Genomic DNA, 14,098 nt, shown 5'->3' on the forward strand with positions numbered 1-14,098 from the left:
GGAAGCCGTGCCGGTCACCCCGGCCTGCTCAGCCCGCGTCCGGATGCTCCGGGTGCTCCGGGCGGGGCTGCGGCAGCGTCGGCGCCACCGGCTGGAGGGCGAGCATCCGCTCCACCAGCCGCAGGAACATCTCCACGGCACGCACCAGATCGTCCGCGTCCCGGACCGTCGCCGCGTCCGCTATCCCCGCCTCGGCCCGCGCCCGGCGGTCGGCGCCGGAGGCGAAGAGCGCGCTCCACTCCGTCAGCTCCGGGGCTATCTCCGGCAGTACCTCCCACGCGCTGCGGATCCGGGGCCGGCGCCGGGCGCCGGCCGGCTCCGGCCGCCCGCGCGCGGCGAGCACGGCCGCGGCGGTGCGCAGCGCGGCGAGGTGGGCGGTGGCGTACCGCTCGTTGGGCCGGGTCAGCCGGGCGGCTTCGGCCAGGCCGGCGCGGGCCTTGGCGAGCAGATCGAGCGCGGCCGGCGGTGCCGCCGACCTGCGCGGGACGGGGTGGACAGGGGACGGGGACGGTGTGGCCATGACGAACCTCCTGTCGTTGCGTACTGCTGTGTCTGTGTTTGTGCCTGCCCTCATGGTGACGGTCGCCACTGACAATCTCGCTGACCTGCGCATTTACCCCCTTCTTCCGGTCAACTGCCCCCCTGTGCGCATGCGGTGCTCCTCAAAGTGGTAGTTTTTGAACTGACCAGTCAGTTCAAAAAGATGGGGGGCGGTGTGGACAGCCCGCACGGAGCGGCCGTCAAGGCCGAGGACTTCGGACTCAAGGGCCCGCGCGGCTGGGTGTTCCGGGGAGTGCGCCTCGACGCGGAGCCCGGCTCGCTCATCGCGGTCGAGGGCCCCTCCGGCAGCGGCCGGACCTGCCTCCTCCTCGCCCTCACCGGACGCATGAAGGCCACCGAGGGCCACGCGGAGATCGCCGGCCACCGGCTGCCGCGGCACATGGCCGCGGTCCGCCGGATCGCCGCCCTCGGCCCGGTCACCGGCGTCAACGAGCTCGACCAGTCCCTCACCGTCGCCGAGCAGCTGCGCGAGGGCGCGCTGCTCCAGCGCCGCTACGAGGGCCCCGTCCGCGCCCTGCTGCGACCGCGCGCCGAGCGCCGCACCGCCGCCCAGGACCGGATCGCCGCCGCCCTGGCCGCCGCCGGGCTGGACCTCGCCACCCTGCCCAAGGGCCCGCGCACCTCCGTACGGGACCTGGAGCGCCTGGAGGCGGTCCGGCTGTCCGTGGCCATCGCCCTGCTGGGCGCGCCGCGGCTGCTGGCCCTCGACGACCTGGGCCTCAAGCTCTCGGACTCCGAACGCGCCGAGGCCTGGACCCTGCTGCGCTCGATAGCCGCCGGCGGGACCACCGTCCTCGCGGTGTGCAGCGAGGCGCCGGACGACGCGAGGGTCCTGCGCACGGGGGCCGCGGCGGACAAGCCGGCGGACGAGGCCGAGGCCGAGGCCGGGGCCGAAGCCGAGGCCGGGCCCGCGGCCGGCAAGAAGCCCGAGGACGCCGAGGACGCCGAGGACGCCCAGGACACCGAAGACACCGAAGACACCGAAGACACCGAAGACACCGAGACGACCGAAGACACGAAGGGGGACGACGATGCGCTCGCCGAAGCTGGCCGCGCTTGAGCTGAAGCGGTTCGGGCGGGGGAAGCTGCCCGTCGCCGCTCTCATCGCGCTGCTCCTGCTGCCGCTGCTGTACGGCGCGCTGTACCTGTGCTCCTTCTGGGACCCGTACAAGAACCTGGACAAGGTGCCCGTCGCCCTCGTCAACGCCGACAGGGGCGCCACCGTCGACGGCAAGCACGTCGACGCCGGCGGCGAGATCGCCAGGAAGCTCCACGACAGCAAGACCTTCGACTGGCGCGAGGTCAGCGCCGACGAGGCGGCCAAGGGAGTGGAGAAGGGGACGTACTACCTCTCCCTCACCATGCCCGCCGACTTCAGCACCAAGATCACTTCGAGTGCGGGCGACGACCCCACCACCGGGGCCCTGCAGGTCCGTACGAACGACGCGAACAACTACATCGTCGGGTCGATCTCGCGCACCGTCTTCTCCGAGGTCCGCTCCGCGGCGTCCGCCAACGCCTCCCGCGGCTTCCTCGACAAGATCTTCCTCTCCTTCTCCGACCTCCACGACAAGACCGCCGAAGCCGCCGACGGAGCCGACCAGCTCAAGGACGGAGCCGGCAAGGCCCAGCAGGGGGCCAAGGAGATCGCCGACGGCCTCGACACGGTCGAGGAGAAGAACGGGGAGATCACCGGCGGGCTGAAGAAGCTCAACTCGGCCGCGGGCAAGCTGGAGACCGGGACGAAGGACATCGCCGACGGCACCCAGACCCTCGCCGACAAGGTCGGCGGCGCCGCCTCCCAGGCGAAGCCGTTCCTCAAGGACCCCCGGCAGATCGCCGACACGGCCATCCTCGTCGCGGACACCGCCAAGGTCGTCAACAACCACCTCGACACCTTCGCCAAGAAGGCCCCGGCGGCGGCCTCGGTCACCCAGCGGGTCTCCACCGGCGCCTCCGACATCTACGCCAAGGCCTGCACGGCCGGTACCCAGCCGGTGCCCGCCACCTGCCCCCAGCTGAAGAGGCTCAAGGACGACGCCGCCGAGGCCGCTCTGCTCGCCGGCGACGTCAACACCCTGGTCAAGGACACCAACGGCGACCTCGGCAAGCTCAAGCGGCAGCTGACCGACCTGGAGAAGCAGGCCCGCGACCTCGCCGCGGCGGCTCCCGGCCTCTCCTCCAAGCTCGACGCCGCCGTCAGCCAGGTCAACGCCCTCAACGCAGGCGCCCACAAGGTCGCCACCGGCATGGGCCAGCTGCATGCCGGCCTCGGCAAGGCCACCGACGGCTCCGAGGCCCTCGGCGCCGGCGTCGGCAAGCTCGGCGACGGTGCCCACAGCCTCGACGGCGGCATGTACAAGCTCGTCGACGGCACCGGAGAACTCGCCGGCGGCCTGCACGACGGCGCCGGCAAGATCCCGGACTACGACCAGCAGCAGCGCGACACGCGCACCCAGGTGATGGCCGACCCGGTCAAGCTCGCCAACCAGTCGCTGCACAAAGCGCCCAACTACGGCACCGGCTTCGCGCCGTACTTCATCCCGCTCTCCCTCTGGGTCGGCGCGATGGTCGCCTACATGCTGATCGCGCCGATGAACCGGCGCGCCCTGGCCGCCGGCGCCTCGCCCTGGCGGATCGCCTTCGCCGGCTGGCTGCCCGTGGTGGGCGTCGGCGTCCTGCAGGTGCTCGCGCTGATGTCCGTACTCCACTGGGGCCTCGGCCTGGAGATGGCCCGCCCCGCGCTGGCCATCGGCTTCCTCGCGCTGGCCAGCGCCTGCTTCGCGGCGATGGTCCAGTGGCTCAACGCGAAGTTCGGGGCCGCCGGACGGATCCTCGTCCTGGTCGTGCTGATGCTGCAGCTGACCTCGGCGGGCGGTACGTACCCCGTTCAGACCAGCCCCGCCTTCTTCAACTGGATCCACCCGTACCTGCCGATGACCTACATCGTCGACGGACTGCGCCGCCTCATCTCCGGCGGAGACCTCACCCGGGTCTGGGTCGGGTGCGCGGTCCTGGCGGCCTTCACCGCGGGATCGCTCGTCCTCACCGCGCTCGCCGCCCGCGGCAAGCAGGTGTGGACGATGGACCGGCTCCACCCGGAACTGAGCCTGTAGTGACCGGGCCCGTAGAGATCGGTTGACCTGTGAGAATCAGCGCCATGGAACGCAGCAGCACCGGTACCGGCGGCGGCCGCCGGCAGGCGACACGCCAGAAGCTCTACGAGGCGGCCGTCACCCTCATCGCCGAGCAGGGCTTCTCCGCGACCACGGTCGACGAGATCGCCGAGCGGGCGGGGGTCGCGAAGGGCACCGTCTACTACAACTTCGCGAGCAAGAACGAACTCTTCGAGGAGCTGCTGCGGCACGGAGTCGGGCTGCTGACGGCCTCGCTGCGCGACGCGGCGCAGGAGACGGAGCAGCGCGGCGGCAGCCGGGTCGAGGCGCTCGACGCGATGATCCGGGCCGGGCTCGTGTTCATCGACCGGTACCCGGCCTTCACGCAGCTGTACGTCGCCGAGCTGTGGCGGACCAACCGGGCGTGGCAGTCCACGCTGATGGTGGTCCGGCGGGAGGCGGTGGCCGTCGTGGAGACGGTGCTGCGGGAGGGCGTGGAGCGGGGGGAGCTGAGCGCGGAGATCGACGTACCGCTGACCGCCGCCGCGATGGTGGGCATGGTGCTGGTGGCCGCCCTGGACTGGCAGTCGTTCCAGAGCGAGCGCTCGCTGGACGACGTGCACTCGGCGCTGTCGCTGCTGCTGCGGGGCCGGGTCAGCGGGAACCGCTGAGCGGGCCGGCCCCGGGGGGCCGCCGCGGGTGCCCCCCGATCGGCGGTGCCGCGGGGTTCCGGGACGGCGTAGAACTGGGGGCGCCGCACCCGCTCCGCGTGAGTACGCGTACCTAGTGACGGAAATGAGTACGTACGCGGATGGCCCCGACCTGGGCGAACGCCAGACTGGGGACACGGACGGGGACCCGGCCCGGACCGCCGACACGGGGCGGCCGGTGCGGACCGGGTACCTACACCGCGGTACGGCGGGGCTCGGGGGGAACGAGCCCCGCCGTTTCGCGTCCGCGGGGTGCCGCGCCACTGCGCCGGGCCGGCGCGGGGCGGGGTCGAGCCGCCCGCGGGGCCGCTACCGCGTCAGCCGCGGTTCCGGACCGGGATGCGGGCCCGGGTACGGGCCAGCACGGTCGCGCCCCGGGCCGTCACGGCCGACCAGCGGGCCGCCGCCGACCAGCGCAGGCGGGCCGCCGAGCGGGGCAGGAGCAGCGCCCGTGCGCGGCCTCCGCGGGCCAGCGGAGCCAGCAGCGCGGCGCGGGCCAGCAGGACGTCCGCCGACAGCTCCGCGTACGCCGCCTCCGTGCCCGGCGGGGCGTACAGCGAGCGCTCCACCGCCTCCGCGACCCGGTGCACGGCGTGCGCCGCCTCCGGCGTCAGCCGGCCCAGCTCCACCACCCGGGCCGCCGCACGGCGCGGGGACAGCGCCTCGTCGGGGGCGATGCCCACGTCCCAGGCCGCGTCCGCCAGTTCCTGCCAGGCCGCCAGGACCTGCCCCGCCGCCAGCCGCCGCCTGCGCAGCCGGGTCCGCCACAGGAGGGGGAGCAGGGGGAGGGCCGCCAGGGCCAGGACCGACAGCGTCCAGGCCAGTACCGTCTGCAGCGACGGGCCGCCGGCACCGGAACCCGCCTTCGGCTGCTGCGCCGCGGCCCCGCACTCACCCAGCTTCTTCTCCTCCGGCGGGCAGTCCTCGGCCTTCGACGGCGCCGCCGAAGGCTGCGTCGCACCCTGCGAGGGCAGAGCGGTCGGCGCGGACGGCTGGGGCGCAGGGGCCTCGGCCCGCGAGTAGTCCGGGATCGTGATGCCCTGGCGAGGCGTCGGTTCGAAGCGGGTCCAGCCCACGCCCTCGAAGTACAGCTCCGGCCACGCGTGCGCGTCCCGCATCGACACGTTCACGCTGCCGTCCGACTGCTTCTCGCCGGGCGTGAACCCCACCGCCACCCGCGCCGGGATCCCGAGCGAGCGCGACATCGCCGCCATCGAGAACGCGAAGTGGATGCAGAACCCCTCCTTGTCGGCGAGGAACCGGGCGATGGCCTGCGGCCCCGTACCCGAGCCCACCTTCGTGTCGTAGCGGAAGCCGCCGTTCACGGCGAAGTAGTCCTGCAGCTTCACCGCCCGCGTGTAGTCGTCCTTCGCGCCCTTCGTCACCTGGCGAGCCGTATCGCCGACCACCGCCGGCAGGTTGTCCGGAATCTTCGTGTACTCGGCCTTGATGAGCGGATTCGGCTCCGGCGCCGCCTGCAGCTGCTCCGCCGTCGGTCGCAGCAGCAGGCTCCGCACCGTGTACATCGCGCCCTGCACGTTCTGGAACCTGTCCCGGCCCAGCTGGTCCCCGACCAGCGTCCGGCCGGCCGGCTCGAACCGCCACTTGCCCGGGATGTCCACGGACGTCGCCGGGTACGGCATCGGCAGGTAGCGCTGGGCGTACGTGTCCGCGGCCGAGATGCTCGTCCGTACCTCGCTGCCGGTCGCCCGGACCTGCTCGCTCATCCCCGGCGGGGCCGGCAGCCGCTCCGGAACGTCGGTCAGGGACCGCGCCGAGGCCTCCCACTTGACGCCGTTGAACTCGTCCAGCGCCAGGATCCGCAGGTACTGCTCGCCGAGCTGCGGGCTGTCCGTCCGGTACTTCAGCACCACCCGGTTGTCCTGGGCGTTCAGGCTGCCCTGCAGGGAGACCAGCGGGTTGACCGCCGAGATCGTCCCGCCGACCCCGATACCGCCGTCGCCGGCCTCGCCGCCCTGCGCGCCCAGCAGCCCGCCGCCGAGCGCGGGCAGCGCCGCCGGCACCGCCAGCGCGATGCCCAGCGCCACCGCGCCGATCCGCCGCCCGGTGCGTACGGGGGCCAGCGCCTGGCCGGAGCCCGCGCCGACGCCCCCGGAGCCCGCCGACACCCGCGCGCTCGGGGCCGCGCCGAAGACCCGGCCCCACTGGGCGAGCCGGTCGCGGCCCTCGGCCAGCAGCAGCAACAGGTAGCCGCAGCCGGCCAGCAGGAAGGAGATCCAGGTCGCCCCGGAGCCCCCGGAGAGCCCCGCGGCGACCGAGTACAGCGCGAGCAGCGGCAGCCCGGCCGCGGCGGCGGTCCGCAAGGTCACCGCCAGCAGGTCCACCAGCAGCCCGATCACCAGCACCCCGGCCAGCAGCAGCAGCCGGATGCCGTCCGTCAGCGGCGCCGGGATCGCGAACTCGCCGACGTCCTGGACGCCCCGCTGGAACAGGGCGCCGAAGTCCGTCACGAGATAGGCCATCGCCCCGGTCCCGGTGGATTCGCCCTTGCCCGCGAACAGGAACATCAGGACCAGCAGCGACACCAGCACCTGCGAGGCCACGGTGAGCGTGCGCCCGAGCGGCACCCGCCGGACCCCGGCCCCCACCGCGCTCTGCACGGCCAGCAGGACCCCGGCCTCAAGCACCCAGCCCGACGAATCCACCAGCGCGGCCAGCGACCACGAGGTGAGCAGCGTCGCCAGCATCGCGAAGAGCGTCACGCGCGCCCGCCCGCTCATCCCCAACCTCCGGAAGTACCCGTGCCGAGCGGAGCGTTCCCGGCCCGGCGCCACAGCTCCCCGAACGCCACCCCGGGCGGCACGGCGAGCGCCGTCCAGCCCGCGTCCCGCAGCCTGCCCACCCGTGCCTCCACCCGCGAGGGCCGCCCGGCCCAGAGCGCGGAGTCGAGCACGAAGGCCACCCCGGCCCCGCAGCGCCCGCGCATCTTGGCCGCCACTTCCGTCTGTACGTCGTCCAGGTCTCCGAAGAAGGCGATGAGGAGCCCGTCACCGCCGGCTCCGGCGAAGCCCCCGCCCTCGTGGCCGCCGCCGCTGCGCACCGCGTCGTACGCGCGCGTGAGGCCGGCGCCGTCGGAGTGCCCGACGACCGCGAGGGTGTCCATCATCAGGCCGGCGGCCTCCGCGGACTCCTGCCCGCCGGAGGAGAAGCCGCCGCTGCCGCCGTTGCCGGGCGCCGAAGTGCCCGAGTCGGTCAGCAGCCGCGCTGAGAAACCCTGTTCGAGCAGGTGCACCAGGGTCGAAGCGGCCCCGGAGACCGCCCACTCGAAGGCGGAATCCGGTCCGGCGCCCTCGAAGGCGACCCCGCGGGTGTCCAGCAGGACCGTGGCCTTGCTCCGCTGCGGCTGCTCCTCGCGGCGCACCATCAGCTCGCCGTAGCGGGCGGTGGAGCGCCAGTGCACCCGGCGCAGGTCGTCGCCGCGCCGGTAGGTCCGCGGGATCACGTCGTCGTCGCCGGCCAGGGCCAGCGAGCGGCGGCTGCCGTCGCCGTAGCCGGAGGTCTCGCCGGTCAGCCGGACCGGGACCAGCGGCTCGGTACGCGGGATGACGGTGAGCGTGTCGTACGTGCTGAACGAGCGGGTCAGCTCGACCAGGCCGAAGGGGTCGGTCAGCCGCAGCTGGAGCGGGCCCAGCGGGTAGCGGCCGCGCAGGTCGGAGCGGACCCGGTAGGACACCTCGCGGCGCCCGCCCGGCTCGACCCGGTCCAGGACGAAGCGGGGCCGGGGGCCGAGGACGTACGGCACCCGGTCCTGGAGCATCAGCAGTCCGGTGGGCAGCCGGGAGACGTTCTCCATGCGCAGCTGCACCCGGGCCTCGGAGCCCGCGGGCACCCGCATCGGGGTCAGCCGGCGGCTGCCGGAGACCCGGTGGCGGGTGCGGTGCAGCGCGAAGACGCAGATCAGCGGCAGGACGGCGAGCAGCAGACCGACCCGGAGCAGTTCGCCCTGGCCGAGGACGTACGCGCACAGCGCGGCGGCGACCCCGGCGGCCAGGAAGGACCGGCCGCGGGTGGTCAGCCCCGCCAGCGAGGCGCGCAGCCCGCCGGCGCCCCGGCTCTCGCCGCCGGCGCCGCGCGGGGCACCGGCGCTCATCAGAAGCCCCGGATGCCCGCGCCGGGCGGCATCTCGCCGCGGCCGTGCGCGGCGGGGACGGGGGTCCGCTGGAGGATGTCGTGGACGACCTGCTCGGCGGTGCGCCGGTTCAGCTGGGCCTGCGCGGTCGGCAGCAGCCGGTGCGCGAGGACGGGCGCGGCCAGCGCCTGCACGTCGTCGGGCAGTACGTAGTCCCGGCCGGACAGCGCGGCGGAGGCCTTCACGGCGCGCAGCAGGTGCAGGGTGGCGCGCGGCGAGGCGCCCAGGCGCAGGTCGGGGTGGCTGCGGGTGGCCGAGACCAGGTCGACGACGTAGCGCCGGACGGGGTCGGCGACGTACACCTCGCGGACGGCCTCTATCAGCTTGACGATGTCGTGGGCGTGCGCGACGGCCTGGAGGTCGTCGAGCGGGGAGATCCCGCCGTGTACGTCGAGCATCTGGAGCTCGGCGTCGGGGCTCGGGTAGCCGACGGAGACGCGGGCCATGAAGCGGTCGCGCTGGGCCTCGGGGAGGGGGTAGGTGCCCTCCATCTCCACCGGGTTCTGGGTGGCGACCACCATGAACGGGCTCGGCAGCGCGTACGTCGTGCCGTCGATGGTGACCTGGCGCTCCTCCATCGACTCCAGCAGCGCCGACTGGGTCTTCGGCGAGGCGCGGTTGATCTCGTCGCCGATGACGATCTGCGCGAAGATCGCGCCCGGCTTGAACTCGAACTCGCGGCGCTGCTGGTCGTAGATGCTGACACCGGTGATGTCGGAGGGCAGCAGGTCCGGAGTGAACTGGATGCGCTGCACCGAGCAGTCGATGGACTTCGCCAGCGTCTTGGCGAGCATGGTCTTGCCGACGCCGGGGACGTCCTCGATCAGCAGGTGCCCCTCGGCGAGCAGCACGGTCAGCGCGATGCGTACGACCTCGGGCTTGCCCTCGATCACGCTCTCGACGGAGTGGCGCACCCGCTCCGCCGTGCTCGTCAGATCCGCGAGGCTCGCTCGGTCGTCATACGTCGTCACCTGGTTCTCCTCGGCCCTTTCCGCAGGGCCGACGCCCTCAGCGCACTCCGGCCCACCCCGACACGGACGCCGGCCCGGACGGTTTTCCGGGCGGCGTCTTCCCGCATTCTTGACGGCGCCCAGGCCTTGTGTCACTCACGAGGCGGGATCGATCTCCCGCAGGAGTCCGGTGTGCACGTCGAAGACGAAGCCTCGCACATCGTCGCGGTGCGGCAGGAAGGGGTTCGTCCGGACCCGCTGCATGGACTGGCGGACGTCCTGGTCGACGTCCCGGAAGGCCTCGACGGCCCAGGCGGGGCGCTGGCCGACCTCGTCCTCCAGCTCGTGCCGGAAGTCCTCGGTCAGGCTTTCGAGGCCGCATCCGGTGTGGTGGATCAGTATCACCGTGCGGGTGCCCAGGGCGCGCTGGCTGATCGTGAGCGACCGGATGGTGTCGTCGGTGACGACGCCGCCCGCGTTGCGGATGGTGTGGCAGTCGCCGAGCTCCAGCCCGAGGGCCTTGTGCAGGTCGAGGCGGGCGTCCATGCAGGCCACGACGGCCACGTGCAGGACGGGGCGGGCGTCCATGCCGGGATCCGAGAATTCCGCGGCGTACTCACGGTTCGCCGCCAGCAGCCGGTCCGTGACGGAGCCGCTGCCGGGTGCCTGGGGGGTGGACTCTGCGGGCAGGGATGCGGAAGTCGTCATGCATACGACGTTAGTGGTCACCGCTGGTAAAGGCATGGAGTGAGGGGGGACAAAGAACGTCAACCGTCCTTGTTGTGAGCTAACCCACAGGGGTGAGGCGGCGGCGGCCGTATGGGTGATTCGAGGCTTTTGCGGGTTCCGTACGAGTGGAGCGCACGGCGCGCGGGGCGGTTCGTTGACCGCGGCGACCGTTGCACTAAAGTGGCGCGAACCGGCCGGAGCCCGGCCCTGACCGGCCGCCCGGCCCCCTGGTAACACTCCGCGTGCGCGGCGCGGCGTATGCCTGCCGCGCCGTTATCTGAGAGGGCGCTTTGACTAGCGAGTCCCGACATGTCCCGGTGATGCTCCAGCGGTGCCTGGACCTGTTGGCCCCGGCGCTGGAGAGGCCCGGGGCCGTCGTCGTCGACTGCACCCTCGGCCTCGGCGGCCACAGCGAGGCCCTGCTGACCCGGTTCCCCGAGGCGCACCTGATCGGCCTCGACCGCGACAAGGAGGCCCTGCGGCTCTCGGGCGAGCGGCTCGCGCCCTTCGGTGACCGCGCCACCCTCGTCCACGCCGTGTACGACGAACTGCCCGACGTGCTGGACCGGCTGGGCATCCCCGCCGTCCAGGGCGTCCTCTTCGACCTGGGCGTCTCGTCCATGCAGCTCGACGAGGCCGACCGCGGGTTCGCGTACGCGCAGGACGCCCCGCTGGACATGCGGATGGACCAGACGACCGGGATGAGCGCCGCCGAGGTCCTCAACACGTACCCGCCGGGCGAGCTCGTACGGATCCTGCGCCAGTACGGCGAGGAGAAGCAGGCCAAGCGGATCGTCTCGGCGATCGTCCGCGAGCGGGAGAAGGAGCCGTTCACGAACAGCGCGCGGCTGGTCGAACTGATCCGCGACGCGCTGCCGCAGGCGGCGAAGCGCACCGGCGGCAACCCGGCCAAGCGGACCTTCCAGGCGCTGCGCATCGAGGTCAACGGCGAGCTGTCGGTCCTGGAGCGGGCGATCCCGGCGGCCGTGGAGCGGATCGCGGTGGGCGGCCGGATCGCGGTGCTGTCGTACCACTCGCTGGAGGACCGGCTGGTCAAGCAGGTCTTCGCGGCGGGCGCGGCAACGACGGCGCCTCCGGGGCTGCCGGTGGTGCCGGAGAAGTACCAGCCCAAGCTGAAGCTGCTCACCCGGGGCGCGGAGCTGCCCACGGAGGAGGAGATCGCCGAGAACAGGCGGGCCGCGCCGGCCCGCTTCCGCGGGGTCGAGCGCATCCGCGAGGCGCGGCTGTGAGCAGAGCCGGGGGACTGGGGCGACTGCGCGGCGGCCCCTCGGGGCAGGCGGCGCGGATGCCGTTCGTCCTGCTGGTGGTGGCGCTGCTGGCCGGCGGGCTGATCAGCCTGCTGCTGCTGAACTCGGCGCTCAACCAGGGCTCCTTCCAGCTGAGCCGGTTGAAGAAGGAGACCACCGCGCTCACGGACGAGGAACAGGCGCTGCAGCGGGACGTCGACGGCTACTCGGCGCCGGACGCCCTGCAGCGGCGGGCGCACGAAATGGGCCTGGTCCCGGGCGGCAGCCCCGTCTTCATCGGCCCGGACGGCAAGGTGACGGGTACGGCGGCCCCCGCGGAACCCCCGCCGTCCCCGACCCCGGCCGCCGCCGCGGGCTCCGCCCCGGCAGCCGCCCCCGGCCCGCCCCAGTCCGCCGCCCCGGCCGGCACGCCCGGCTCCGCCCCGGCGGGCACCCCGGGCGGTGCCCCGGCGGGCGCGCCGCAGGCCGGGCAGCCCGCGCCGGGCGGTGCCACCCAGTCCAACCCGACCTCCGGAAGGTGACGTCGTGACGCGGACCCTCCCCCAGCTCCCGCCGGGGGTACCCACGGCGGGAGCTTCCCCCCGCACCGGTGCGGCGGTGGGGGCGTGAGCGCCCCGGGCGGGCGGCGCGTGCCCGGGCCCGGGCCGGGGCGGGCGCGAGCCACCTCGCGGCCCGCCACACGGCGGCCGGGCCCCGCGAGGCAGCCGCACACCATCCGGCTCGGCAGCCCCAAGCCCCGGCTGAGGCTCGTCAGCGTCGGGCTGACCCTCGTCATGCTGGCCTTCGTCGTGCGGCTGCTCCAGGTGCAGGCCGTAGACGCCTCCGCGTACTCCGCCAAGGCCTCCGAGAACCGCTTCGCCAGCTACACCCTCGCGGCCGAGCGCGGCGAGATCACCGACCGCAAGGGCGTCGCCCTCGCGACCAGCGTCGACGCGTACGACATCACCGCCGATCCGAAGATGTTCACCCCGCAGGACAGCAAGGCCCCGGACGCCCCCGAGCAGGCCGCCGCCCTCCTCGCGCCGATCCTCGGCAAGGACGCCAAGGAGCTGACCGCCCGCCTCAAGACCAAGAACACCCGCTACGTGATCCTGGCCCGCCGCCAGACCCCCCAGGTCTGGAACCAGATCAAGGACCTCAAGCGGGTCTTCGCCGACAAGGCGGCCGCCGACAAGAAGAACAACGGCCCCGGCGCCAACGTCCTCGCCGGCGTGTTCAACGAGGACAGCAGCAAGCGCGTGTACCCCAACGGGGACCTGGCCGCCGGGATACTGGGCTACGTCAACGCCGAGGGCAAGGGCGCCGGCGGCCTGGAGTCCTCCCTCGACAAGAAGCTGGCCGGCAAGGACGGCGCGATCACCTACGCCCAGTCCGGCGGCCGCCGCGTGCCCACCGCCGGGTCCAGCGAGAAGCCCGCCGTACCCGGCGAGGACGTCGAGCTGACCATCGACCGCGACATCCAGTGGGCGGCGCAGAGCGCCATCAGCGAGCAGGTCGCCAAGTCCGAGGCCGACCGCGGCTACGTCATCGTCCAGGACACCCGCACCGGCGAGGTGCTGGCCATGGCCAACGCCCCCGGCTTCGACCCCAACGACCTGTCGAAGGCCAGCTCCGCCGCCATGGGCAACGCGGCCCTCCAGGACGTGTACGAGCCCGGCTCCACCGCCAAGGTGATGTCGATGGCCGCCGTACTGGAGGAGAAGAAGGCCACCCCCGAGACCCACGTCGAGGTCCCCAACCGGCTGCACCGCGGCGACCGGCTGTTCAAGGACGACATCGACCACCCGACCTGGTACCTGACCCTCAACGGGGTCCTCGCCAAGTCCTCCAACATCGGGACCATCCTGGCCACCGGCCAGCTCGGCGCCACCCAGCCCGAGGCCAACAGGGTCCTCCACTCCTACCTGAACAAGTTCGGCATCGGGCAGCCCACCGGCCTGAACTACCCGGGCGAGTCCCGCGGCATCCTCGCCCGGCCCGAGGCCTGGTCCACCTCCCAGCAGTACACGATCCCTTTCGGTCAGGGCCTGTCCCTCAACGCCATGCAGGCGGCCTCCGTGTACTCGACGATCGCCAACGGCGGGGTACGCGTCGCACCCACCCTGGTCCGCGGCACCAAGGGCCCCGACGGCCGCTTCACCCCGGCCCCGGCGCCCGAGCAGACCCGCGTGATCAGCCAGGACACCGCCAAGACCCTGTCCCGGATGCTGGAGTCGGTCGTCGACGACCAGGAGGGCACCGGCACCAAGGCCCGCATCCCCGGCTACCGGGTCGGCGGCAAGACCGGCACGTCCAACCGGGTGGATCCGGCCACCGGCCGCTACAAGGGCTACACCGCCTCCTTCGCCGGATTCGCGCCCGCCGACAACCCGCGGATCACCGTGTACTGCGCCATCCAGAACCCCACCAAGGGCAGCTACTTCGGCGGCCAGATCTGCGGCCCGATCTACAAGAAGGTCATGGAGTTCGCCCTCAAGACCCTCCAGGTCGCCCCGACCGGAACCGCCCCCGCCGGGCTTCCGGTCACCTTCGACGCCGGCCCCGCACCCGCCCCCCAGCCCCCCGCAGCGCCCCCCGCACAGCCCGGCCGGCAGCCCGGCCAGTGACCCGGCGG

General features: G+C 73.4%; 11 protein-coding genes. 6 read left to right on the forward strand and 5 right to left on the reverse strand.

Going from position 1 to position 14,098, the window contains the following annotated elements; translation table 11 throughout:
• Positions 1 to 28 precede the first annotated feature (28 nt).
• The gene (locus ACIBAD_RS32755) at positions 29 to 520 is read right to left on the reverse strand and encodes an SAV_6107 family HEPN domain-containing protein (protein ID WP_398910378.1); all 492 of its coding nucleotides are present in this window, start codon (positions 518 to 520) and stop codon (positions 29 to 31) included.
• A gap of 195 nt (positions 521 to 715) precedes the next feature.
• Here ACIBAD_RS32755 and ACIBAD_RS32760 point away from each other — a divergent pair, with 195 nt between their 5' ends.
• From ACIBAD_RS32760 to ACIBAD_RS32770, 3 genes are read left to right on the forward strand one after another with little or no spacing between them, the layout of a single operon-like run.
• The gene (locus tag ACIBAD_RS32760; RefSeq protein WP_398910379.1) at positions 716 to 1,621 is read left to right on the forward strand and encodes an ATP-binding cassette domain-containing protein; all 906 of its coding nucleotides are present in this window, start codon (positions 716 to 718) and stop codon (positions 1,619 to 1,621) included.
• Complete coding sequence (locus tag ACIBAD_RS32765) at positions 1,593 to 3,677, forward strand: YhgE/Pip family protein (protein WP_398910380.1); 2,085 nt, start codon at positions 1,593 to 1,595, stop codon at positions 3,675 to 3,677. The genes ACIBAD_RS32760 and ACIBAD_RS32765 overlap by 29 nt, the downstream gene beginning before the upstream one ends.
• A gap of 44 nt (positions 3,678 to 3,721) precedes the next feature.
• A complete protein-coding gene (locus ACIBAD_RS32770; RefSeq protein ID WP_134075074.1) occupies positions 3,722 to 4,348 on the forward strand; it encodes a TetR/AcrR family transcriptional regulator in 627 nt (208 codons plus the stop codon).
• 356 nt (positions 4,349 to 4,704) lie between these two features.
• On the opposite strand, the gene ACIBAD_RS32775 is transcribed toward ACIBAD_RS32770, so the two are convergent.
• The 4 genes from ACIBAD_RS32775 to ACIBAD_RS32790 form a co-directional block, all read right to left on the reverse strand.
• Positions 4,705 to 7,128 carry a DUF3488 and DUF4129 domain-containing transglutaminase family protein gene (locus ACIBAD_RS32775; RefSeq protein ID WP_398910382.1) on the reverse strand — a complete coding sequence of 808 codons (2,424 nt, stop codon included), beginning with the start codon at positions 7,126 to 7,128 and terminating at the stop codon, positions 4,705 to 4,707.
• The gene (locus tag ACIBAD_RS32780) at positions 7,125 to 8,498 is read right to left on the reverse strand and encodes a DUF58 domain-containing protein (protein ID WP_134075072.1); all 1,374 of its coding nucleotides are present in this window, start codon (positions 8,496 to 8,498) and stop codon (positions 7,125 to 7,127) included. The genes ACIBAD_RS32775 and ACIBAD_RS32780 overlap by 4 nt, the downstream gene beginning before the upstream one ends.
• Positions 8,498 to 9,508 (reverse strand): MoxR family ATPase, encoded by a 1,011-nt coding sequence (locus ACIBAD_RS32785; protein ID WP_134075071.1) that lies wholly within the window; start codon positions 9,506 to 9,508, stop codon positions 8,498 to 8,500. The genes ACIBAD_RS32780 and ACIBAD_RS32785 overlap by 1 nt, the downstream gene beginning before the upstream one ends.
• A 135-nt stretch (positions 9,509 to 9,643) precedes the next feature.
• Entirely contained in the window at positions 9,644 to 10,195 is a 552-nt protein-coding gene (locus ACIBAD_RS32790) for a carbonic anhydrase (RefSeq protein WP_166682155.1), read from the reverse strand.
• Positions 10,196 to 10,536: 341 nt separating this feature from the next.
• On the opposite strand from ACIBAD_RS32790, the gene rsmH reads away from it, so the two are divergent.
• The 3 genes from rsmH (at position 10,537) to ACIBAD_RS32805 (ending at position 14,090) form a co-directional block, all read left to right on the forward strand.
• Positions 10,537 to 11,466, forward strand: coding sequence for a 16S rRNA (cytosine(1402)-N(4))-methyltransferase RsmH (gene rsmH / locus ACIBAD_RS32795; protein WP_398910385.1), 930 nt, complete (start codon positions 10,537 to 10,539; stop codon positions 11,464 to 11,466).
• Positions 11,463 to 12,005: a hypothetical protein gene (locus ACIBAD_RS32800; protein ID WP_398910387.1), complete on the forward strand. Its 543-nt coding sequence runs from the start codon at positions 11,463 to 11,465 to the stop codon at positions 12,003 to 12,005. Before rsmH ends, ACIBAD_RS32800 begins: the two co-directional genes overlap by 4 nt.
• Positions 12,006 to 12,089: 84 nt before the next feature.
• A complete protein-coding gene (locus ACIBAD_RS32805; RefSeq protein WP_166682154.1) occupies positions 12,090 to 14,090 on the forward strand; it encodes a penicillin-binding protein 2 in 2,001 nt (666 codons plus the stop codon).
• Positions 14,091 to 14,098 lie beyond the last annotated feature (8 nt).

Source organism: Streptomyces sp. NPDC051109 (assembly GCF_044455885.1).
GTDB lineage: Bacteria > Actinomycetota > Actinomycetes > Streptomycetales > Streptomycetaceae > Streptomyces.

Coding starts and splice junctions, on each gene's coding strand:
- ACIBAD_RS32755 (WP_398910378.1), bottom strand. CDS start 520: ATGGCCACACCGTCCCCGTCCCCTGTCCACCCCGTCCCGCGCAGGTCG.
- ACIBAD_RS32765 (WP_398910380.1), top strand. CDS start 1,593: ATGCGCTCGCCGAAGCTGGCCGCGCTTGAGCTGAAGCGGTTCGGGCGG.
- ACIBAD_RS32770 (WP_134075074.1), top strand. CDS start 3,722: ATGGAACGCAGCAGCACCGGTACCGGCGGCGGCCGCCGGCAGGCGACA.
- ACIBAD_RS32775 (WP_398910382.1), bottom strand. CDS start 7,128: ATGAGCGGGCGGGCGCGCGTGACGCTCTTCGCGATGCTGGCGACGCTG.
- ACIBAD_RS32780 (WP_134075072.1), bottom strand. CDS start 8,498: ATGAGCGCCGGTGCCCCGCGCGGCGCCGGCGGCGAGAGCCGGGGCGCC.
- ACIBAD_RS32790 (WP_166682155.1), bottom strand. CDS start 10,195: ATGACGACTTCCGCATCCCTGCCCGCAGAGTCCACCCCCCAGGCACCC.
- rsmH (WP_398910385.1), top strand. CDS start 10,537: ATGCTCCAGCGGTGCCTGGACCTGTTGGCCCCGGCGCTGGAGAGGCCC.